This is a genomic window from Duganella sp. Dugasp78 (assembly GCF_059491455.1).
The window spans coordinates 487,484-510,370 of sequence record NZ_CP168506.1 but is presented as its reverse complement, the minus strand read 5'-3'; the positions used below and the strand labels follow the sequence as shown (position 1 = coordinate 510,370).

The 22,887-nt window shown below is 63.9% G+C and carries 18 protein-coding genes; 15 read left to right on the top strand and 3 right to left on the bottom strand.

Translation table 11 applies throughout. The annotated features are described in order from the left end of the window. Positions 1-16 precede the first annotated feature (16 nt). The 7 genes from ACEN9O_RS02250 to ACEN9O_RS02220 all read left to right on the top strand — a co-directional run bounded on the left by ACEN9O_RS02250 (position 17) and on the right by ACEN9O_RS02220 (position 7,930). On the top strand, positions 17-2,041 hold the full coding sequence (locus ACEN9O_RS02250; protein WP_495616037.1) for a putative bifunctional diguanylate cyclase/phosphodiesterase: 2,025 nt from the start codon (positions 17-19) through the stop codon (positions 2,039-2,041). Between the two features lie 16 nt (positions 2,042-2,057). Beyond that, positions 2,058-3,332, top strand: coding sequence for an ABC transporter substrate-binding protein (locus tag ACEN9O_RS02245; RefSeq protein WP_495616036.1), 1,275 nt, complete (start codon positions 2,058-2,060; stop codon positions 3,330-3,332). A gap of 87 nt (positions 3,333-3,419) precedes the next feature. Then, the gene (gene dusA / locus ACEN9O_RS02240; RefSeq protein ID WP_495616035.1) at positions 3,420-4,445 is read left to right on the top strand and encodes a tRNA dihydrouridine(20/20a) synthase DusA; all 1,026 of its coding nucleotides are present in this window, start codon (positions 3,420-3,422) and stop codon (positions 4,443-4,445) included. A 348-nt stretch (positions 4,446-4,793) separates the two neighbouring features. After that, a complete protein-coding gene (locus ACEN9O_RS02235) occupies positions 4,794-6,542 on the top strand; it encodes a methyl-accepting chemotaxis protein (protein WP_495616034.1) in 1,749 nt (582 codons plus the stop codon). A 100-nt stretch (positions 6,543-6,642) separates the two neighbouring features. Further along, positions 6,643-6,981 (top strand): energy transducer TonB, encoded by a 339-nt coding sequence (locus tag ACEN9O_RS02230; protein ID WP_495616033.1) that lies wholly within the window; start codon positions 6,643-6,645, stop codon positions 6,979-6,981. Between the two features lie 66 nt (positions 6,982-7,047). Next, positions 7,048-7,395: an energy transducer TonB gene (locus ACEN9O_RS02225; protein WP_445229683.1), complete on the top strand. Its 348-nt coding sequence runs from the start codon at positions 7,048-7,050 to the stop codon at positions 7,393-7,395. Positions 7,396-7,537: 142 nt separating this feature from the next. Then, positions 7,538-7,930, top strand: a complete 393-nt coding sequence (locus ACEN9O_RS02220) for a hypothetical protein (RefSeq protein WP_495616032.1) — start codon at positions 7,538-7,540, stop codon at positions 7,928-7,930. Positions 7,931-7,945: 15 nt separating this feature from the next. Here the strand turns inward: ACEN9O_RS02220 and ACEN9O_RS02215 are convergent, their stop codons facing one another. The 3 genes from ACEN9O_RS02215 to ACEN9O_RS02205 are packed head-to-tail and all read right to left on the bottom strand — an operon-like array spanning position 7,946 to position 11,832. Beyond that, positions 7,946-9,508 carry a hypothetical protein gene (locus ACEN9O_RS02215; RefSeq protein WP_495616031.1) on the bottom strand — a complete coding sequence of 521 codons (1,563 nt, stop codon included), beginning with the start codon at positions 9,506-9,508 and terminating at the stop codon, positions 7,946-7,948. Between the two features lie 39 nt (positions 9,509-9,547). Beyond that, positions 9,548-10,213 carry an ABC transporter permease family protein gene (locus ACEN9O_RS02210; RefSeq protein WP_495616030.1) on the bottom strand — a complete coding sequence of 222 codons (666 nt, stop codon included), beginning with the start codon at positions 10,211-10,213 and terminating at the stop codon, positions 9,548-9,550. Then, on the bottom strand, positions 10,210-11,832 hold the full coding sequence (locus ACEN9O_RS02205) for a transporter substrate-binding domain-containing protein (protein ID WP_495616029.1): 1,623 nt from the start codon (positions 11,830-11,832) through the stop codon (positions 10,210-10,212). Before ACEN9O_RS02205 ends, ACEN9O_RS02210 begins: the two co-directional genes overlap by 4 nt. A gap of 163 nt (positions 11,833-11,995) precedes the next feature. Here ACEN9O_RS02205 and ACEN9O_RS02200 point away from each other — a divergent pair, with 163 nt between their 5' ends. From ACEN9O_RS02200 to tssG, 8 genes are all read left to right on the top strand, one after another. Beyond that, positions 11,996-12,616, top strand: coding sequence for a hypothetical protein (locus tag ACEN9O_RS02200; protein ID WP_495616028.1), 621 nt, complete (start codon positions 11,996-11,998; stop codon positions 12,614-12,616). Then, the gene (locus ACEN9O_RS02195) at positions 12,617-16,651 is read left to right on the top strand and encodes a hypothetical protein (protein WP_495616027.1); all 4,035 of its coding nucleotides are present in this window, start codon (positions 12,617-12,619) and stop codon (positions 16,649-16,651) included. A gap of 242 nt (positions 16,652-16,893) precedes the next feature. Continuing rightward, positions 16,894-17,427, top strand: a complete 534-nt coding sequence (tssB, locus tag ACEN9O_RS02190) for a type VI secretion system contractile sheath small subunit (protein ID WP_495616026.1) — start codon at positions 16,894-16,896, stop codon at positions 17,425-17,427. Between the two features lie 49 nt (positions 17,428-17,476). Next, positions 17,477-18,970, top strand: a complete 1,494-nt coding sequence (gene tssC / locus ACEN9O_RS02185; protein ID WP_495616025.1) for a type VI secretion system contractile sheath large subunit — start codon at positions 17,477-17,479, stop codon at positions 18,968-18,970. A 74-nt stretch (positions 18,971-19,044) separates the two neighbouring features. Continuing rightward, positions 19,045-19,530 carry an Hcp family type VI secretion system effector gene (locus tag ACEN9O_RS02180; RefSeq protein ID WP_117013237.1) on the top strand — a complete coding sequence of 162 codons (486 nt, stop codon included), beginning with the start codon at positions 19,045-19,047 and terminating at the stop codon, positions 19,528-19,530. Positions 19,531-19,669: 139 nt separating this feature from the next. Further along, the gene (gene tssE / locus ACEN9O_RS02175) at positions 19,670-20,131 is read left to right on the top strand and encodes a type VI secretion system baseplate subunit TssE (RefSeq protein WP_495616024.1); all 462 of its coding nucleotides are present in this window, start codon (positions 19,670-19,672) and stop codon (positions 20,129-20,131) included. Beyond that, complete coding sequence (gene tssF / locus ACEN9O_RS02170) at positions 20,128-21,879, top strand: type VI secretion system baseplate subunit TssF (protein ID WP_495616023.1); 1,752 nt, start codon at positions 20,128-20,130, stop codon at positions 21,877-21,879. The genes tssE and tssF overlap by 4 nt, the downstream gene beginning before the upstream one ends. After that, positions 21,867-22,886 (top strand): type VI secretion system baseplate subunit TssG, encoded by a 1,020-nt coding sequence (gene tssG / locus ACEN9O_RS02165; RefSeq protein WP_495616022.1) that lies wholly within the window; start codon positions 21,867-21,869, stop codon positions 22,884-22,886. Before tssF ends, tssG begins: the two co-directional genes overlap by 13 nt. Position 22,887: the final 1 nt, after the last annotated feature.

Here is a 22,887-nt window from a genome sequence, read left to right as displayed (position 1 = left end):
TTATCGTAAGCCCGCCATGAGCCTTGACGATGCCACCACAGTAGATCATTTCTCACTTGATCGGCACATCAGGTCGATTTCGCATTATTACGTCGGTACGTTGCTTGTGGTCATCATCATCGTTTTGGTGATTTATGCCTCGATGCAGACCGTTCTTGAGCGCCATTCCGTACAGCAAAACATTAGTTTTCTCACCAGCAATCAATTCATTGAATTCCACCAGCTGAAAAGCACCGCGCGCGCGTTGACGCGCGGGGCCACCGACGATGTCGTCCCGGGAAATGTGCTGGAGCGCATGGTCGACGACATGAACCAGCAAATCGTCAAGATCAGAGACACCAGCGCGCAATTGCACAGTCTGCGTCTCCAGCTCGACAAGAACGCCGCGCCGAGCGATCTCGACCTTCGTCTGCGCGCCTTCATCGACCGCACGGAAAAACTGGGCAAGTTCGTCAGTGCGGACCGCGCCAAGTATTCCTCCTTCTGGGGCGGCATCGAGTTCGCCACCGCGTCCGACGGTGCCATCATGCGCGGCTTCCAGCTGGAAATGGCGCAATCGTTCACCAAGAGTCAAGCGAGCATCGTCGCGGCCAAGCGGATCAGCGCTTTATTGATCCTGTCGCTGCTGGTCGCCTTATGCGTGGTCGGCGCGGCGGTCATTTTTCCACTGCTTAAAAAACTGCGCGTCGAGTACGAAAAGAAGAAGGTCTTCGAGCGTGAATTGTCTATCCTCGTCAACAAGGACAGCCTGACCGGGCTCTCCAATCGAAGGTCGTTCAATCAAACGCTCAACGGGCTGGTCGCGCCCGCGCTTGCGGGGGAAGGCGATGCGGGAAATGCTTCGTTTGCGCTGCTGCTGATTGATCTCGATGATTTCAAGGCGGTCAACGACACCTTCGGCCATCAGACCGGCGACGGCTTGCTGATCGAAGTCGCGCGGCGCATCGCCTCGGCGGTGACGGTGGGCGCCATCCCGGCGCGCTTGGGCGGCGATGAATTCGCGATCCTGGTGCCTGGACTGGCGCATCACGCGCAGGCCGGGGAGCTCGCCATGCGAATACGCGAAAGCCTAGCCCAGCCCTTCGCCTTCGATGGCCACACCCACAGCATCGCGGCCAGCATCGGCGGCGCCGTGTTTCCCGATCACGGCACCAGCGCCCAGGACCTCATCCGCTGCGCTGACCTGGCGCTGTATGCCGCCAAAACTGAGCGCAACAGCCTGGTCATCTTCAACACGGCGATGATGGCCGACCGCCTTGCGGAAAGCCATCTTCGCGCCGGCCTGTTCAAGGCGGTCGAAGAGGACGAGTTCCTGGTGTATTACCAACCCAAGATCGACATCGGCACCGGCCTGCATCTGGCGTTTGAGGCACTGGTGCGGTGGCGCCATCCGCAGCTTGGCATCCTGCCGCCGGGACGCTTCCTGCACCTGCTCGACACGCCGTCCTTGATGACCTCGATGACCGAGATGGTCGTGAACAAGGTGGCGCGTGACATCCGGGCCTGGCGCGACGCCGGCATGGATTTCGGAAGCGTGGCCATCAATATGCCGGAAACAACCCTCATCTGCGAGACCGGCTACCGGATGTTGGCGAACGCGGTGCAGCATCACGCGCTCGACTGGAGCGATTTCGCGATCGAAATCACCGAGGACGTTTTCGTGAACAAATATACGGAACAGATTCTGGCGACCGTCCTCAAGCTGCGCGAGCGGGGCGTATCGATCGCCCTCGACGATTTCGGCACCGGTTTCGCGTCCTTGACCAATCTGAGAAACTTCCATTTCGACGACATCAAGATTGACCGCAGTTTTGTTTCCGAAATAGGGGCGGATGTGAAATCGGAACAGATCATCAAAGCCATGATCAATCTGGCCGCCAATCTTGGCAAGAGCTGCATTGCCGAAGGCGTGGAAACGGAAGAGCACGTCCTGTTCCTGCGGCAGGCCGGTTGCGTCATCGGGCAGGGCTATTTCTTCGCGCAACCGCAGCCATTCGAGACCGCCACGCGCGGCCTGCGGTCCATCTTGGCGGCGGCATGAGGGGGCGGCGATGACAATGACGACACGCACCTTGAACCAGGCGGCCTGGATGCTCGCGTTCTCCTGCATGCCACTTGCCCGCGCGGAGCCGCCACCGACGCCAGCGCCCGGCGCCGGCCCGTTCCAGCCAACGGTGGAGGTGGCGCACTACTGGATTTCGCCAAGCGAGCGCAAGGCCCTCGACGTCTATCGCCATGCCTGGAATGGGCTGGGTGGAAAGTGGATCGACATGCCGTCCAAGGATAAGCTGGCCGAAACCACCATGGCCACCGACATGGTCGCCAATGGCTATCCTCCCGCGGTGGTTCAGTGGAATGGTAATGGCGAAAGCATGGAGCTGGCGTCGATGGGAGTCATCCAGGATCTTGACGACATCGCGGTTGCCGATCATTGGCGTGACTTCCTGCCCCCCAATTTGATCAAGCACATCAGCTACAAGGGACACATCTATTATGTGCCGGTCAATATCCATGCCGAAAACTGGCTCTGGACCAACAAGAAAATATTCGATCGCTTAAAGCTGCCGCTGCCGACCAGCTGGGACGGCGTTCTGGCCAGCGCCGCCAAGATCAAGTCCGCCGGCTATGTCCCCATCGCGTTGGGGGCGGGCGGCTGGGAAATCTCTCTTCTGTTCAACGACATCGTCTATAGCGTCTACGGCCCCGAGGGGTATGCGCGCTTGTCGGGCGGCGGCGATTCCAAGGTCGTCATGGCGCCCCCGATGCTGAAGGCGCTGCAGATATTGCGGCGTTTAAGCGCGTTTGTCGATCCCGTCCGGGACGGCAAAACCTGGGTCGACGCGACCATGGCGGTTGGGCGAGGCCGGGCGGGCATGCAGTTCATGGGCGACTATGCGAAGGGCGAGCTGCTGGAGGCAGGACTGGCGGTCGACAAGGACTTCCGGTGCTCGCTGGCGCCAGGGACACATTCCATCTACTTCGTCGTCATCGATGCGTTTGTTTTTCCGGTCACAAATAATGAGCAGGTGCGCCGCTCCCAGCGTCTGTTCGCGCGCCAGATCATGGGCGTCAACAACCAGCTCGCCTTCAACCGCATCAAGGGATCGATTCCGCCGCGTATCGACATCCAGCGCGACAATCTCGATACGTGCGGGAAAATTGGGCTCGATTTGATTTCGCGCGAGCACGGGGAGGTGTTCGCGCAATCGATGCTCATGCCTCCGCAAAACTCGCAGGCCTGGATCGATGTCGTTGCCAACTATTTTAACCATCCCGAAATCTCGCCCGCCAGCGCCCAGCGCCAGCTGGCGGAGGTGCTGTCGCGAAGATGAGACCTTTGCAGCGGCCGACGCCCGGCTGCACGCCCGCACGCTCCGCTGTATAATGACGACCCCCAAGCGATTCCCATAGTTGCCGCCATGACCATCATCACCCTGCCGACCACCGACACCGCGCCCGTGAAAGCGAGCCGCCGCCTGTCCGTCGCGCCGATGATGGACTGGACCGACCGCCACTGCCGCGTGTTCCACCGCCACATCAGCCAGCACACCTGGCTGTACACGGAGATGGTCACTACCGGCGCGCTGGTCTACGGCGATGTCGAACGCCACCTGCGCTTCAACGACGAGGAGCATCCGGTGGCGTTGCAGCTGGGCGGCAGCGATCCGGCCGACCTGGCCACCAGCGCCAGGCTGGGCGAGCAGTGGGGCTACGACGAGATCAACCTCAACTGCGGCTGCCCGTCCGAGCGCGTGCAGAAGGGCGCGTTCGGCGCCTGCCTGATGGCCGAGCCGCAACTGGTGGCCGACTGCGTCAAAGCCATGCGCGACGCCGTCAGCATCGACGTCACCGTCAAGCACCGCATCGGCATCGACCAGACCGAAAGCTACGACTTTGTGCGCGACTTCGTCGGCACCGTCGCCGAGGCCGGCTGCAGGACCTTCATCGTGCATGCGCGCAACGCCATCCTGAAGGGCCTGTCGCCGAAAGAGAACCGCGAAGTGCCGCCGCTGAAGTATGAATTCGCCTACCAGCTCAAGCGCGATTTTCCTGACTTCGAAATCATTATCAACGGCGGCATCAAGACCGAAGCCGAGATCGACGAGCACCTGCAGCACCTGGACGGCGTGATGCTGGGCCGCGAGGCCTATCACAACCCGTTTGTAATGGCCGGTTTCGACCAGCGCTACTACGGCGACGCGCGCGCCCCCAAGACCCGCGAAGCAGTGCTCGAAGCAATGATTCCCTATATTCAAGCCCAACTGGCCCAGCACGGCGCCCAGGGCTTGAAACTCAACACCATCACCCGCCACATGCTGGGCCTGATGACGGGCCTGCCCGGTGCCCGTGCATTCCGTCAGGTTCTGTCCGACTCCAAAAAACTCGCCCTCGGCGATGCCCGTCTGCTGCGCGAAGCAGCCGCCCGTCTACGTATTGCTGCGTAGTACAGAGCACAAACTGGCGTTTCTAGCAAACAATATATTGGACTGTTGGTATTTCCACGCAGAAAGTTCGTTTGCGTATTTTTGAGGCAGTTTTTGCTTGCTTTGAGGCAAAATTTGCATCTATAATTCCTGAATATACACACATATCCACCGTTTTTCTCCGTTTGTATATTGCGGTAAAACTACATGCAAGCAGCTGGTGGAGCCGCAAATTTTGCATTCGCAGTCATTGTTTGCTACTGTCATAGAAAATTACCTAGCAGCAAGGGCCGGGTGGATGGTGTCGTGCACGAGACGAGACTTTCCAAGGGCACTCTTATCAACTGTGTCACTTACGAAGAAGACGAAATGAATTTAGCAAAAATGAAAGTCGGAACGCGCCTGGGTCTTGGATTCGCGCTGGTTCTTTTATTCCTGGTGGCGGTGACCACCGTGGGTATCTTCCGCATGGCTCAGATTCAGGATCGTCTGGATCACGTGATTTCGGTGAACAACGTGGTGTCGCGCCTGGTGGTCGACATGCGTTCGAACGTGGGCGACCGTGTGACCTCGCTGCGCATCCTGACCTTGATGACCGATGCCGGCGACATGGAACCGGAAATGAACCGCATCAAGGAACTGGCCGGCAAGTACGCCGACGCGCAGAACAAACTGAGCTCGCAGTTCGCCACCGAAGCCAGCGCCGAGGAAAAAGCGCTGCTGGCAACGGTCAAGGAGCAGGAATCGATCGCCATGCCGGCCATCGCCAAGGCATCCGAGCTGTGGCTGGCCAACAAGGCCGAAGACGCGACCAAGGTCCTGATCAAGGAAATCCGTCCGGCCCAGAAAAAATGGATGGCCGCGCTGGATCAACTGGGCACGCTGGAAGACAAATTGAACGCGCAAGTGCAGGCCGACGCCGCCGCCGGCTTCTCGGCTGCCCGCAGCTTCATGATCATCCTGGGCGTGCTGGCCGTGGCGATTTCGGTTGCCGCCGCCTACATCATCACCCGTGGCCTGCTGAAACAGCTGGGCGGCGAGCCTGACTACACCGCCGCGATCGCCGGCAGCATCGCCAACGGCGACCTGTCGATCGCCATCGACACCAATGGCAACGACAAGGACAGCCTGCTGTCGGAGATGAAGGAAATGCGCAACAGCCTGGTCGATATCGTCGGTCAGGTCCGTTCGGGCACCGAGACCATCGGCACCGCCTCGCGCGAGATCGCCGCCGGTAACATCGACCTGTCGTCGCGCACTGAAATGCAGGCCAGCTCGCTGGAAAAGACCGCCTCGGCGATGGAAGAACTGACCTCGACCGTGAAGCAGAACGCCGACAATGCCCGCGAAGCCAATCAACTGGCCTCGGCAGCGTCGGACGTGGCGATCAAGGGCGGCAAGGTGGTGTCGGAAGTGGTCGACACCATGAGCTCGATCGACGCCTCGGCCAAGAAGATTGTCGACATCATCGGTGTCATCGACGGCATCGCCTTCCAGACCAACATCCTGGCGCTGAACGCGGCAGTGGAAGCGGCCCGCGCCGGCGAACAAGGCCGCGGCTTCGCGGTGGTGGCGTCGGAAGTGCGCAACCTGGCCCAGCGTTCCGCTGGCGCCGCCAAGGAAATCAAGATGCTGATCGACGACTCGGTGGAAAAAGTCGGCGCCGGCACCAAGCTGGTCGGCCAGGCCGGCGTGACGATGGACGAAGTGGTGGCCTCGGTGCGCCGCGTGACCGACATCATGAGCGAGATCGCCAACGCCAGCCAGGAACAGAGCGCCGGCATCGAGCAGGTGAACCACTCCATCATCGAGATGGACAGCATGACCCAGCAAAATGCCGCGCTGGTGGAAGAAGCCGCCGCCGCCGCACAAAGCTTGCAGGACCAGGCCGCCGAACTGTCGCGCGTGGTCAGCATCTTCAAACTGGTGGAAGGCGAGGAGCGTGTGTCGGCTCCGGTGTTCCAGCCTGCCGCCGTCAAGGCAGTGGTCAAGCCGATCGTTGCCCGCGCCCCTGTCAAGAAACTGGCCTCCGCGCCGGCGCCTGCCGCAGCAGCCAAACCGAAGAAAGTCGCCGCGGCCGCCACTGCAGCCGGCAGCGACGAGTGGGAAGAGTTTTAAAACTTTGCCGCAGTCTGCCGCCGCGCTCTTGCGCGGCACGTAGGTCCGCTGTGGGATTCGATCAACCAGTTTTTAATAATAATTGTTTGGAATTTGCATAATGAATAAGTTTTCTACCAGTGTATTCGCCGCCCTTATCCTGTCCGCCGCTTCGACCGCCTTTGCCGGTGAAGTGCCAGCATCGCTGGATGCCAAGAGCTGCAAGGCCGAATACCCTAAGGCATCGCTGCTGAACGAAGAGCAGGGCGATGTCACGATGTCCTTCCTGGTCGGTGCGGACGGCAACGTCGTCGAGTCCAAGGTTGAGAAGTCGAGCGGTTTCAAGAACCTGGACAAGGCGACGGTCAAGGCCCTGAGCGCTTGCAAGTTCAAGCCGGGCACCAAGGATGGCGCAGTGGCCCAGACCTGGACCAAAGTCGATTACAGCTGGAAGCTGTAATCAGTGTCAACCGGGCTGGGCGGCGACGCGCGGCCCGGGTGCCGGATATCTACACTTGGGGAAATCATGTCTACAAATAAACGTTGGTTGAGTGTGATCGCAGCAGTGCTCGTTTCGAGCGCACCGGTAGCGTTTGCTGCCGAAGTCCCGGCCAGTTTTGATGCCAAAAACTGCAAGGCCGAATACCCGAAAGCGTCGTTGATGAACGAAGAGCAGGGTACGGTATCGATGTCCTTCCTGATCAAGGCCGACGGCAGCGTCGCCGATTCCAAGATCGACAAGAGCAGCGGCTTCAAGAACCTGGACAAGGCGGCCATCAAGTCCCTGAGCGCCTGCAAGTTCAAGCCGGGTACCAAGGACGGCGCTCCCGCCGAAACCTGGACCAAGGTCGATTACGCGTGGAAGCTGGATTAATTCCCCCCGGAGTGGTATCAAAAAAGGAAGCGCCTGCGTTTCCTTTTTTTTCGCCTGTTACAACCGTTGTAACAAGCTGTAATCGGGCTCCAGCAGCGGTCCGCTTCCTTATATAGTAAACGTAGAAACTAGGAGGAGTGCCATGAAAACCATCATCGCCGTTGCCGCCGCAGTGGCGGCCCTGAGCCTGGGCGGCTGCGCCGTCCAGCAGCCCGGCTATTACGCCACCACCGCGCGGGTCCAGGATCCGTACCAGTGGCATACCGTGGCGGTCGCGCCGTCGGACCGCGCCTACGCCAGCGGCTCGTCGCCGACCACCTACTACGAGGATGCGCCGGCGCCTGGCTCGCGCGTGGTCTACACCACCGAGCCGGCCTACACCACCACCTACGTCCAGCCGGCGCCGGTCTACTACGCGCCAGCGCCCGCCTACTACTATCCACCGGTCAGCATCGGCCTGGACTTCTCGTTCGGCCACTGGTGCTGCGGCGGCCACTATCGCGGCTGGGGCGGACGCGGCTACCACCGCCGCTGATCGTCCGCCGCCGGCTCAGCCCACGTACTTGTGGGTCGCAACGCGGGCGTGGGCCGGCGCCATGCCGGCCTTTTTCTTGAGGTACAGGGTCAGGCCTTCCTTCAGCTTGTCCATGCTGCTCTTTTCGACGAACATGCCCTTGTTCTGCCGCACCGGATCGAGCACGTAGCGCGACTCGGAAATGAAGCGCGCGCACTCCGTCAGCAGCGGGTCCAGGTGCTGGCGCTTGTTCTGTTCCCATTGCGCCATCCAGCCATCCTCGATGATGTTGTTGCACAGGATGTTGAGCACGCTGCTGGTGCTGTTGTTGGCCAGGTAGTAGCAGCCCAGCAGTGGCGACACCAGGAAGATGTTCGAGCTCAGCGCGTCCATCGACGAGGTACTGAGGATCAGGTTGACCTTCTTCATCTCCTTGTAGCGCGCCCCCATGATCATGATCTTCTGGCAGGTGGTGGCGATCGCGCTGGCGGCCGCCACGGCCGGCCCGGTCACGCCGCCCAGGTCGGCAAACAGCCCGGCCGTGGACACCGCCAGCTGGGTGGTCTGGATCGCCGCCAGCGCCGCGTGCTCGTTGCGGCTGGTGCGCAGCAGCGCGGCCACCGCGTCGCAGGCGTCGCGGGCGTCGCCCGGCAGCAGGAAGCCGCGCTGCACCGTGGTCTTCTGCGCCTTGTGCCAGTCCATCGCCGCCGTGCCCCAGTTGCTGGCGGCCTTGGCGCCGGCCTTGACCTGCTGCACCAGCGGCAGGGCCGAGCTGATGAAGTCGGCCATGAACTCCGCGCCCAGCTCGGCCAGGATGACGTTGATGTCCAGCGAATCGAACAGCTCGAACAGCAGCCGCAGCACCTTGTCGAAGCCCGGCACCTTGAGCATGGTCGGGAAGTCGAAGCCGGGGATGTGGATCTTGCTGAAGTCGATCTCGCCCAGGTTGATGTTGGGCAGGTCCAGCGTCGGCAGGTTGACGTTGGGCAGGCTGATGTCCGGGATGGCCAGGTGCGGCAGGCTGACGTTCAGGTCGATGTTGAAAAAATCCGGGAACAGGCTGCGGATGCGCGGGAAGGCCACGTCGAAATCGAGGTTCAATATCTTGCTGAGGTCGAACAGCAGCGAGGGCATGTTCAGTTCGGGGAACTTCAGTCCGATCTTGAACACCAGCGCGCGCAGCGATATATCCGGCAGCAAGTCCTTGAACTTGATCAGGCCCTTCAGGTTCAGGCGCACCGTCGGCAGATTGAAGCCGGGGATGGCGCCCAGCCGGATGTCGGGAATCAGGTTGATATCGAAGTTCGGCAGGCCGATGCTGGGTATCCGGAAGTCGACCAGCGCGCGCAGGTCCAGTCCCTTGAACAGGTCGATGTTCAGCTGCGGAATGCTGAAGTGCGGTACCGCCACGCCCGGTATCGCCCCCAGTTTTTTCTTGCACTCCTTGGCTTCCTTGGCCAGCGTCTGGGCGTCCTCCAGCCGGCTCTTGGGCCTGAGCTGGGTGCCGCTGAACATCGCCTTCAGCGACTCCTTGCGCTCGCGCTTGATGTGCATGAAGGCCGCCTGCAGTTCTATCTCTTCTTTGAAAGTGAGTGGCACGACGAAACGCTCCTCAATGTAAGAATGTAAGAAAGCGGCTCAGCCGCCGGATGGGGGCTGCGTCAGCTTGCGATGGATGCCGGCCATGAACGCCGACGTCTTGAAACGACCGATCAGCGCGGTAAACACCAGCGAGGTGATCACAAAATAAAAACTGCAGTAAATATACACCGGCACCATGACGCTGGTGCCGGTGGCGGCGATCACCGTGTTGCAACGGCTGACCAGTTCGCTCACGCCCACCAGCGACGAGGCGCTGGAAGCGATGAAGGAAATCAGGAACACATTGATCCAGGTGGGGATGAACAGCAGCGCCGCGCCGATGTCGCCGCGCTTCCAGGCGCGGTGCGCCACCACCAGGCTCTCGGAGGTAAACGACAGCGGCGCCGCCGACAGGCCGATCACCGCCTTGACCCACTGCGGTATGTGCAGCGTGACGGCGCTATCCGGCAGCGTGAACTCGGCCGGCAGCACGAACACCGCGTAAAAGATCAGCGCCAGCGTCGGCACGCCGCGGAAAAAGGTCGAGACCCGCTCGGCGGCGACCGCGGTGCGGCCGTGCCGGGTCACGCGCAGCCAGGCCAGGCCGGCGCCCATCAGCGAGCCCAGCGCCACGGCGCACACCGCGATCAGGATGTTCCACAGGAAGCCCTGCAGCAGGAAGGGCGTCCACGTCCACAGGAAGCTCAGGGTCTCGTTGCTCATGGTCGCTCCGCCGTCGGCAGCCAGGTCTTTTCCACGTAGTTGAAGATGCGCGTCCACAGGCTGGTGATCAGGTAGAAGGTGAGCAGCAGCACCGTCATGGTCACGAAGATATTGCCCTTTTCCGCGATCAGCAGGCTGCTCGCGCTCAGCAGTTCCGGGATGGCGATGGCCGAGGCGATCATGGTCTGCTTGGTCAGGTTGATCAGCGCCTGCTTGACCGGCCAGCTGGCGTACTGCGCGGTGCGCGCCAGCTGCCTGAACCGCAGCCGGTAGCCGGGCTCGGTGGTGCGCACATGGGCGGCCGCCTCCAGCAAGGCGCGCATCACCATGCCCGCCGTGTAGTAGCCGGAGCAGAAGGCCGCCACCGCGAACGCCGGCAGCTTGAGGCCGAACTCGCGCATGCTCCAGCTGCCGAAGCCGAAAAAGATCAGGTACATCATCAGCAGCGGCGGCGTCAGCCGGCCGTAGGCCATGATAGCGTGGATGGCCCGCGTGCCCGGGTTGACGCGACCGTCGACCATGACCGCGACCGTGATGCCCAGCGCCAGGCTGACGGCGACCCCGGCCGCGATCAGCAGCATGGTATAGCCTATGCCTTGCAGGAACTGGCCGCGGTCGTACGGGTCGTAGACGACGTTCAGGTCCACACCCAGCTGCTCCTTGATCCACAGCCCCACCGCCTGCACGCCGGCCGCCTCGGTGCTGGACACGTTCTCTGCGCTGCGGCAGGCGGCGATCCAGTTGCCGCTGCTGGTGCGCACGCACTTGTAGAGCCCGCCCTTGTCGCGCTCCGACCAGAGCGCCTGTTGCGCCTTCAGCCAGGAGGTCGAGCCAATGCCCCATTTGTTGTTGGCCTCCAGCAGCCAGCCGGTGCGGTGCAGCTCAGCCAGGATATTGCCCAGCGCCAGATCCAGTTCGCTGCCGCGCTCACTGCGCGGGATGAAGATCGCCATCGGCGTGATCAGCGCGTTCGGCAGCGGCATTGTGTATCCCTTCCACGCGGGCAGCTTGCTGGTGTTGGCCAGCGCCGCCGTCGCGTACAGGAAGCCCGAGCACTGGCCGTCGCGCAACGCCAGCTGGGCGTCGCGCACGGTCTTGTAGCTTTGCAGCTCCAGCAGATAGCGCTCGCTCATCGGCTTGTTGAAGTAGCTGCCCTGCACCGCGCAGATGGTTTCGTGGCGTATCCCGGCCCAGGTGTCGACCGCCTCGCCCGGCTTGAACAGCACGTTGACGCTGGTCTCGTTGTAGCCCGGCTCGATGGCGGTGGCGATCTTGCGCCGTGCCGGCGTGTCGCCGACGGTGGAAATGAGGATGTCGACATCGCCCAGCTCCAGTTTCTGAAACCGGTTCTCGGTGGTGATGCTGACTTTTTTCAGGGCCACGCCGAGGCGCTCGGCGATCAGCGCGGCGATGTCGCTCTCGAAGCCGACCACCTCGCCCTGGGCATTGAGCGAATTGAAGGGGCTGAAGTCGGTCTTGACGCCGACCCGCAGTACGCCGTTCTTGCGGATATTGTCCAGCGCCGGGCTGCTGCTCGCAGCCTGCGCAGCCTGCGCCGCCAGCGCCAAGAGCAGCAGACCGATGAGACCCAGTACTTTTAAAAAAGCGCGATTCCACATTGTCGTTTTCTCTGGGCCGCAGACCGGAGTTTATGCTACCCCAAGGCAGCCTCATCACGCAACGATGGCGCTGGACACTGTGGTGTGGCCGGGCCTGGCGGCCGATTGCGTTATCAAGCTGCCCATGTTATTGTCGATCGACACTTGTCCTCCCGAGACATCCATGCTGCATCCACTGGCCAGCTTATGGCGCCATTCCAGCCGCATCACCTTCTACGAATCTGGCGGCCAGGCCGGGCTGGCATTGCCGCAGGGGGCGCGGCGGCGCTTCTCCTCGGCTGACGACGCCTACACCTACCTGCGCTACTGGCTGGGCGAACCGGCCGCGCGCGCCGAACTCAAATGGATTTTGCAACGTTCCGGCCCCTCGCTGGCGACCGCCCACGCGGGTGCCGACGGCTGGCTGCACGCGCTGGCCGCGCGCCTGATGAGCGGCGCCGTGATCGTGCTGGAGGAGCTGAGCCGGCAAGCCCAGCCGGGCCGGCTGGTGGCGCCGTCCAGCGCGGCCGCCTCGGCCGCCGCGCTGTCGGCCTTGCCGGCGCTGAGCGCGGTGCCGGCGATCCCGGTTGTGCCCAACCTGCTGCCGGTGCTGGAGGACATCCGCATCGAAGGCGCCGAAGTGCTGCCGGAGCTGAACCAGGCGCTGGCGCAAGTCAACGCGACCATCTCGACGGTGGGCTCGGCCTCGTTGTCGCTGGAGCCGGCGCCGTCCAAGGTGGCGGCGATCAAGACCGCGCTCAGCGACGCCACCTCGCGCACCACCTCCACGCTGGGCGCGCTGTAGATGAAAGTCATCGACCACTCCATCGAGGTGCTGCCGCAATGTCCGGTCAACATCGCCAACGCAGTGCAGAAGGCGGCCGACACCATTGTCGAGCAGGGCAAGACTTTCGCCACGGAAGTCACGACCACCGCCACCTCGCTGAACCAGGACCTGCAGAAGGTGGCGGAGCAGATGAAAGCCATCCCGGACCTGCTCAATCCGCAACCCATCATCGACTGCTGCACCGGCGTGCTGGAGAAGGCGGCCAGCGACCTGCGCCAGCTGGCCAGCGACGCCGCCGCGATACCGCAGCGCCTGCTGGCGCAGACCGCCGGCGTGCAGACGGTGATCGATTCGGCCAACGGCGCGGTCCAGGCGATGAGCACGCTGCTGCCGGAACTGTCCGGGCTGGTGCCGGACTTCGGCGCGCAAATGACCTTCTTCAATAGCCTGCCGGGACGGGGGCAGGCGCTGGCGGACCTGGCCAAGCGCACCGGTGTCATGGTCGAGCAATATGGCCGCGACCTGCTGCCGCTGTCCAAACAACTGCAGCAGCTGGCCACGATGCAGGGCGGCCCCGGCGCCGGCAACGACGCGGTGCAGGCCGTGCTGGCGCGCGCCGCGCAGCTGCAAACCGACAGCCTGGCGCAGGTCAAGGCGCTGCGCGATACGCTGGACGGCAACGTCGGCGACCTCGACGCCGCGATGCAGGACGCCACCACGCAGGCCACGCAAACCATCAGCGGCGTATCCGACCTGCTCAACGAGAAAGGCAATGCGCTGCTGGCGCCGTTGCAGGCGCAGATCGATCTGGTGGACCAGGTCAACAGCGCCTTGGGCGACGAGGCGCGCAACTGCGACGCCCTGTTCGACGAGGCCTCGTCGCAACTGAGCCACCTGAGCGACATCCTGACCCAGCCCTTGGCGGCGGCCCGCGCACAGGTCGATGCCGTCATCGACCAGCTGGCCGCAGCGGCCGCCACGGTGGACGGCATGGTGAAGAAGGCGATGGAGCCATTGGACGCGCTGGAGCAGCGCGTGGAGGCCATCAAGCAAGCCCTGCAGGAAGTGCTGGACGTCATCCGCGCCGAGGTGGAGAAGGTGCTGCAACTGATGGTCGAGCTGGACGAGGAGGCGGAAAACGCCAAGGCCGTCCTGCGCCAGTTGCCGGAGAATTTCGTCCCGGTGCGCACCATGATCGCGGACGCCATCGCCATGCTGGTGCAGGTGAAGGACAATATCCCCGTCTTCGTCTCCGAAGCCAACAGCACGCTCGACGCCGCCTCCAGCGAGCTCGACCAGGCTGATGCGCTGTGCACCAGCGCGATCGAAATCTGCACCCGCTACATGATGAAGGCGCCGCCGCTGATGGCGGCCCGCACGCTGTTTGTCGGCATCAAGGCCATGATCCCCGGCGTGAAGACGGCCATCGCCAGCGCGCGCGCGGCCGTGAAGGCGGCCGGCGACCAGGCCACCGGCCTGATGGAGCAGGCCATCACGCTGGTCGATTCCCTGAACCCCTTGCTGGACCAGGCCATCGCGAAGGTGCAGGCGGCGATTGATGCGCTGGTGAATTTGCTGGAGCAGATGCAGGTGGCCTTGAAGCAGGTTTCGGACGCTGCGGAAAAAATCCCGCCACTGATGCAGGAGCAGCTGGACAAGGCTGGCGAGGCCGTCCAGCAAATCCTCGACAAGGTGCGCGCGGCCGCCGAGCAGTGCCTGGACAAGCTGCAATGCGAGCCCTTGGTCAAGCGCTTGCAGCAGGACCTGTCGGATTTGCTGGACCGTACGTTCAAGCCGCTGGAGGCGCAGATCCAGGCCGCCGGCGCGCCGTTGCAGAACGTCCTGCAGCAGGGCAAGGCGGAGGTCGGCAAGGCTGCGGCGATGGCGCAGGATGGGCTGGGCAAGCTCAGCGCGGCGTTGACGTCGGTGAAGCAGCAGGCCATGCAGCCCATGCAGAAGCTGACCGCTACGCTGACCTCCGCGCGCGGCCAGGTGGACTCGGCAAGCGGCACCGCGCGTCAGCAGGTGCGGCAGGCGGCGGACCAGGCCTTGTCGTATGTGGACCAGGCGTCGCAGGCGATCGCCGGCTTGAACATCAGCGCGGTAGGCGAGCAGATCGCTCCATATGCGCAGTTCTACGACGACGTGGCGGGCACCTTCACGCAGGTTCAATCGCAGGTGCACAGTGCCGCCGATGTGGCCGCTACTGTGAACAGCTGGAAGGCCGATGCGCAGCAGGCGGCCAGCGATTTGCTGGACCGCGCGCGCCAGGCGGCGGACGAGGCGCAACAGGGCGTGAGCGAGGTGCAGACGGCGGCCGACAACACGGCATCCGGTGCGCAGAGCGCGGGCGAGTCCATCGTGGATAGTCCGGTGTCGGAGCAGGTGCAGGCTTCGTTCGATGGCATGAAGCAGGATGCGGAGGGCGTGGCGGCGGAGTCCGATGGCGCGCTGGCGGATATGTCCGGCTCGCTGGACGATGCGCAGAAGGAGTCGGAGACGGCGACCGATCCGTATGTGCCGGATACGGATGCCATGCTGGCCGACGTGAAATCGGAAGCAGACAAGGCGGAGCAGGCGGCCAACGCGGCCAGGGAGTCGGAGCAGGCCTTGGCGGCGCAGGTGGTCGCCAGCGAGAAGGATGTCGGCGCGGCGGCGGACGACGCGGCAACGCGCACGACGGCGATGAAGGATGAGGCGCAGGCCGGGATCAACAAGACGGTGGCGCAGGTGGAGGCGGTGCAGGCGCAGGTCAATGCGGCGCGCAGCGAGGCGATCAAGGCGGAGGCGATCGTCGATGCGGAGGTGGTTAAACATGGCGGCACATCAGCCAACGCCGATGCCGCCGCAAATGCAGCAGCAACCGCCGCCACGGCCGCCGCAGCAAGCGCTGCTCCATCAGCCGATGCCGCCGCAGCAAGCGCTGCTCCATCAGCCGATGCCGCCGCAGCAAGCGCTGCTCCATCAGCCGATGCCGGCGCCGCAAGCGCAGCAGCAACCTCCGATGCTGCCGCCACAGCTGCCGCTCCTGCTGCCGATGCCAATGCCAGCGCTCCGGCCTCCGATGCCGGCGCCTCAACCTCCGCAGCGACGGGCGATGCCGCCACAGGAGCCGCTTCGTCGACTGCCGCAGGCGGCGCGCCAGGGCAGGGCAGCGACAGTGCCGCCGGTGGCACGCCAGACGAAAAATCGGCAAGCCAGGAAAGCGCAACGCAAGGCGCCACAGCAGATGCGCCGGCCGCCGATAAAGATGCCAGCACGCCTGGCGCTGCCGCAGCCGATGCTCAAGAACCAGCGGGCAGCAAGCCCGCAACCGCAGAGCCAACGTCAACCGTAACCTCCACCGCAGCTGCGCCGAAGTCCGAAACGACGACAACCGATGCCGCAGCCGCCGATGCCGCGCCAGCTGACGCAGCCACCACCCCCGCGCCGGTCGCTGATGTTGCGACAGGCGCTCCAGCTGTCGCTCCTGCGCCGCACGCCGATGTCGCGGCAGGCGCTCCTGCCACTGCTGCTCCCGCAACCGCTGTTCCGACTGCATCGGCCCCCACGCCCGCGATCGATCCTGCTAAACCGTCTTCCCCAGCCGTCCCGGCGCCGCGTCCGAAAGCCGGCGCCGCAATGCCTGCGGACGCAAAAGAACTCGATCCACTCGCCGCCGCAAGCGAGAAGGACGCAGCAAGCAAAGTCGCGTCCGACGCCGCCACCGCGAAAGCCACCGCAGACAAGGCAGCAGCCGCCAAAGCTGGCGCCGACGCGGCCAGCGCAGCAGCCGTCGTCGCCGACAAAACATCAGCCGCGACCGGCGCCGCCGCCAAAGCCAAAGCCGCCGCTGACGCAAGCAGCACCGCAGCGGCCGCCGCCGATAAAGCCGCCCAAGCCATCGGCAAAGCGCCCCTTGCCGACCCGGCCTCGGCGTCCCAAACGCTGGCCGACAAACTCAATGCCGCCAAGGAAGCCGCCAGCAAACTGCCCGCCCATGATCCGAATGCGGCGCTGCAAAACTTCAAAGATGCAATCCCCCCACCGCCGAACGCGCCACCCGCCAGCTGACAACGGTGTCACGAATTTGTCATCTTGATCCGTGGCGAAAATATAACGGACCAAATTTTGAAAAAGCTTGTGACCAAAAGAATTTACATTTAATATCAATTGAGTATCGGAAATCTTTGTACCTATCAATTACGTTGCGGCTCCGCGAAATGGTGGTATCACGAGAAGTAGCTTAATGCTCAGTCCGCCTGTTTTTGAAATATGTATCGTCGGCCGCTAGTCACCATAATGTGAGGATGTGAATGTCAGATAGCTTACAAAAATGGGTAGGACGCAATCGTCCCCCACGTGTGCAAATCACGTACGACGTCGAAATCGGTGACGCCACTGAAAAAAAAGAGCTGCCCCTGGTGGTCGGCTTGCTGGCCGACCTGTCCGGCCAGCCGCTGGTGCCGCCGCCCAAGCTCAAGGCCCGACGCCTGATCGAAATCGATCGCGACAACTTCAACGAAGTCATGGGCAAGATCGCCCCCCGCCTCGACATCTCGGTGCCGGACACGCTCAAGGGCGAAGGCAATCTCAAGGTGGAACTCAACTTCACCGAGTTCGACCACTTCCATCCCGAATCCATCGTCACGCAAGTGCCGCGCCTGGCCAAGCTGCTGGAAGTGCGCCAGCAACTGCGCGACCTGCTCGGCAAACTCGATGGCAACGATGAGCTCGACGCGCTGCTGGAAAATATCATCCAGAACACGCAAGAGCTGAAGACCCTCAAGGACCAGGAACCGGCCGCCGACGCGGCGCCGGCGGCGGACGCGGAAGCGACCCCATCCTGATAGCACGCCCAAGCGTGCTTCCCCTCATCGTTTAAGAGAGAGCTAAATCATGGCTACTAGTCAATCCGCCAAGGGCGGCGCCAAGTCGACGGAATCCGCCGGCGAACTGAGCCTGCTGGACCGCATCGTCCAGGAAGGCAAGATGGCGGTCGAACCGTCGCAAAACGCTTACGCCAAAAAACTGCTGGGCCAGTTCGCCACGCAGGTGCTGGACGAAGGCATGAAGACCGCCCCCGACAAGGGCGTGGTCGCAATGATCAACGAACGCGTGGCCGAGATCGACCGCATCCTCAGCGACCAGCTCAACGCCATCATGCACCACGAGGAGTTCCAGAAGCTGGAAGGCTCCTGGCGCGGCCTGCACGACATGGTGTACGGCACCGAAACCGGCCCGACCCTCAAGCTGCGCCTGCTCAACGTGTCGAAGAAGGAGCTGCTCAAGGACCTGGAGAGCGCCGTCGACCACGACATGAGCGTGCTGTTCAAGAAAGTCTACGAAGAAGAGTACGGCACCTTCGGCGGCGCCCCGTATTCGGTGCTGATCGGCGACTATTACTTCGGCCGCCATCCGCAGGACGTGGCGCTGCTGCAACGCCTGTCCAAGGTGGCCGCCGCCGCGCACGCGCCGTTCATCACGGCCGCCGCGCCGTCGCTGTTCGACATGACCGAGTTCACCGAGCTGGGCGTGCCGCGCGACATGTCGAAGATCTTCGAAAGCGCCGAGCTGGCCTCCTGGCGCGGCTTCCGCGAATCGGAAGACTCGCGCTACATCGCCATGGTGCTGCCGCGCTACTCGGCGCGTCTGCCATACGGCGCCAAGACCAATCCGGTGGACAGCTTCAGCTTTGAGGAAGACGTCGACGGCCGCGACCACAGCAAATACCTGTGGGCCAACTCGGCCTACCAGCTGGGCCTGCGCATCACCGACGCCTATGCCAAGCACAGCTGGACCACCGCCATCCGCGGCGTCGAGGGCGGCGGCAAGATCGAGGGCATGACCGCCCACACCTACAAGACCGACGAGGGCGATGTTGTGCTCAAGTGCCCGACCGAAGTGGCGATCACCGACCGCCGCGAGAAAGAGCTCAACGACCTCGGCTTCATTGCCGTGGTCAACTCCAAGGGCTCGGACTTCGCCGCCTTCTTCGGCGGCCAGACCGTCAACAAGCCCAAGCTCTACAACCTGGACGCGGCCAACGCCAACGCGGCGCTGTCGTCGCGCCTGCCGTACGTGCTGGCGGCCTCGCGCTTCGCGCACTACATCAAGGTCATCATGCGCGACAAGGTCGGCAGCTTCCAGACCCGCCAGAGCGTGGAGAACTACCTGAACAACTGGCTGAGCGGCTACGTGCTGCTGAGCCCGAACGCGACGCAGGGCGAGAAGGCCCGCTTCCCGCTGGCCGAAGGCCGGGTCGACGTGACCGAGAAGCCCGGCAAGCCCGGCGCTTATTCGGCCACCGTCTTCCTCAAGCCGCACTTCCAGATGGAGGAGCTGACCACGTCGATCCGCCTGGTGGCTGAACTGCCGGCCGCCGTCGGTTGATCCCGCTGTACACACTGATGTCCCCGCCCATCCGGCGCAGCTGCCGGGTGGGCTCATAAAAATTGGAGCCAGCAATGTCTGACGTACTAATTCTGGATTTGGGCACCACTATCAAGGGCAACTGCATGGTCACCGGCTATGCCGACAAGATCATCGTGCTGTCGTACTCGCACAGCGCTTCGATGCCGCTGCAAATGGATGCATCGAACACCGAGCGCACTTCCGGCCGGCCGGTGTTTTCCGAAATCTCGTTCTCGAAGATGTCCGACCTGTCGACCACGGAGATGTACAAGGCCTGTACCCAGGGCACCAAGATCGGCGCCGCCAAGCTGCACGTGGGGCGCGTGGAAAACGGCAAGTACATGAATTTCTTCACGTACGAAATGACCAACGCCATGATCTCGAACATCAGCACCTCGGGCGGCGGCGGCGTGCCATCGGATTCGTTCTCGATCAACTTCACCAAGATCAAGTGCGACTACACCCAGCAGCAGGCCGACTCGACCTCGAAGGGCACCGGCACCTGGAACTGGAACCTGGAGACGATGAAAGCGGATTGATGTCCGGGCAAGTTGCCCCGTCATTCCCGCGCAGGCGGGAATCCATACACCACAGGCTCAGCTGGCGTTCTATGGATTCCCGCCTGCGCGGGAATGACGCGGGGTGGGCCCGCGTCTCTTTCCGTATCGTTGCGAAACTATGTCTAAAGCCATCACGGCATCGCTTGTTCCGTTGTTTGACCGGTTGACCGGCGTGCTGCACGCCTCGCCGGACGGCAGGTTGCTCGATGGTGGCGGCTTGCAGCACTCGCTGCAACTGGACCTGATGCGCTTGTTCAACGTGCGCAATGCGCTGACCATACGCGAGTATCTGGACGGCGATCCCACCGTGCTCGACTACGGCCTGCCCGACATGCTGCGCCTGTCGCCGCAATCGGACCAGGACCTGTACACCTGGTCGCAGGTGCTGGAACGCAGCCTGGCGCTGTACGAGCCGCGGCTGTCGCACGTCAAGGTGCAGGTGAGCGCCGATCCGTCCAAGCCCTTTGCCGCGCGCGCCGCCATTGCCGCCGTGGTGTTGCTGGGGCAGCAGCTGTGCCGGGTCAATTTCGACGTCGCGCTGGATGCCCGTTCCGCCGCGATGCAGGCGGCCACGCCGTGAGCGACGATATCCTGGAATACTACCGGCGCGAACTGTCCTACCTGCGCACCCAGTCGGCCGACTTCGCGGCGCGCTATCCCAAGGTGGCGCAGCGGCTGGTGCTGAGCGGCGGCGAATCGGCCGATCCCCACACGGAACGCCTGATCGAATCGGTGGCCTTCCTGACGGCGCGCGTGCACCGCGACCTCGACCGTGATTTCCCCACCATCGCCGGCGCCATGCTGGACAACCTGTGCCCCAGCCTGACGCAGCCGGTGCCGGCCATGACGGTGGTGCAGATGAAGCTGGACTCCTCGCAAGGCAAGGTCATGGCCGGCATGCCGGTGGCGCGCGGCGCCATGCTGTCGACCACCGCCGCCAGCGGCGAGAACTGCCGCTTCCAGGTTGCATGGAGCACCACGCTGTGGCCGCTGAAAGTGGCGGCGATCAAGATGGAAGACACGCGCACCCTGCGCCTCGACTTGCGCTGCGACGCCGGCCTCGACGTATCGGAGCTGGAACTGGACAGCTTGCGCCTGCACCTGTCCGGCGACCTGATGACGACCATGCCGCTGCACGAACTGCTGATCAGCGGCCTGGAGCGCATCGAACTGCTGGCCGGCGACGGCAAGTTGCACCGCTTGGGTCCCAACAGCCTGAGCGAAGTGGGCTTCGACGAGAACGAAGCCATCCTGGCGCAGCCGGCGCACGCCCATCCGGCCTACGCGCTGCTGCAGGAATACTTCGCCTTCCCGCGCAAGTTCCAGTTCTTCGACCTGAGCGGCCTGCGCGGCCTGCTGGGCACGGGCGAGGGCTTCTCGCTGCGCTTCGTGTTCAACCGCAGCGCGCGCGTGCTGTCGCAGCTCAGCGCCGACAACTTCCTGCTCGGCTGCGTGCCGGCCGTGAACCTGTTCCCCGTCACCAGCGAGCCGATCCGCCTGCACCGCCGCCACTACGAATACATCCTGGTGCCGGACTACCAGCGCGAGGCGGTGATGGAAGTGCATTCGGTGGTCTCGGTCACGGCCTCCGATCCGCGCGCCGAGCGGCCGGCCATCATCCCCAGCGTGTTCGCCGAATCGGCCGCCGACGCCGAGGATGCCAAGGTGTTCTGGTCGCTGCGGCGCGAGATGAGCATGCGCAAGGGCATCACCGGCACCGACGTCTACCTGAGCTTTGTCGACCGCACCGACGTCCACAGCACGCCGGACGAGCCGGTGGTGTACGCGCAGCTGCTGTGCACCAATCGCGGCCTGGCCGAGCAGATCGCACCCGGCACACGTTTCTACGGCGAAGGCATTTCCACCTCCACCGATATCCGCGCGCTGTACCAGCCCAGCGCCCAGCGGCCGCCGGTGATGGAAGCCAAGGCCCTGTGGTCGCTGGTGGCGCTGCTGCGCCTGAACCACCGCTCGCTGGTTGACGGCACCACCGGCGTCCACACCCTGCAACAGATGCTGATGTTGTTCGCAGGCGACAGCGCGCGCGACCAGGCGCAGGTGCGCGGTGTCAAGAGCATGGCGGCCTCGGTGGCGACGGCGCGCCTGGGCACCGACACCTGGCGCGGCCATTGCCGCGGCACCGACATCGTGCTGGAGTTCGACGCAGACGCCTTCGTCGGCACCTCGCCGCTGGTGCTGGCCGGCGTGCTGTCGCGCTTCTTTGCCCTGTACACCTCCGCCAACTCCTTCGTCCGCCTGGCCGTCACGCGCGGCGGCGAACCGTGGATGCAGTGGCCTGCCATGAGTGGACGCCAATGTCTGATCTGATCTCGCTATTGCGGGACGACCCGCATGCCTTCGATCTGTTCCAGGCGATCAGCCTGCTGGAACGCAGCGAACCTGCGCGCGCCCACGTCGGCACCTCGGTCGGCATGGACGAGGCCTTGCGGCTGTCGTCGCAGGTCGACCTGGCGTTCGCGCCCAGCGACGTCAGCGCGCTGCACGAGAGCAAGCAGCCGGGCCCGCCGCTGACCCTGAAGACACCGGTGCTGACCCTGGCCGGCTCGCAAGGCCCGCTGCCGATGCCGTTCACCGAGCTGCTGATGGAACGCCGCCGCGCGCGCGACATGTCGGGGCTGGACTTCCTGGACATCTACAACCAGCGCCTCCTGGGTTTCCTGTACCGCAGCCGCCGCAAGCATCATCTGGCGCTGAGCACGGACAGCATCAACCACGCGCCCATCGTGCGCAGCCTGGACGCCTTGTCCAGCCTGGGCCGCGCGGAAGGCGTGCGCGGGCCGGACGGCCAGCAAGCCTGGCTGCGCCACGCCGGCCTGCAGGGCGCGGCGCCGCGCTCGATGGTGTCGCTGCTGGCCGTGGTGCGCGACCGCATGGGTGTGCGTTTCAGCGGCAAGCAGTTCGTCGGCGGCTGGCACGCGCTGGCGCCGTGCGACCGCGCCAAACTGCACGATCCCGGCAAGCCGGTGCCGATGACGGCGCGGCTGGGCATGGGGGCCAGCCTGGGCGCGCGTGCGTGGGACCAGGGCGCCGGCATGGCGCTGGACGCGCCGCCGCTGCAACCGGCGCAGTACGCGGCCTTGCTGCCCGGCGCCAGGAACAACTCCCTGCTGGGCTGGCTGGTGGCGCGCCATCTGCAGCGCGACATCCAGGTGCGGCTGCGGCTGGACCTGGCGGTGCAGCCGGAAACGCGCCTGAGCGCCGCCGCCGAACTGCCGCCGCGCCTGGGCCTGAGCACCTGGCTGTGCAGCCCCGGCGCCTCGACCGCGCGCTACCAGCCGGCGAACTTCCTGCTGGCGACGGAAGAAGAGGATTGAG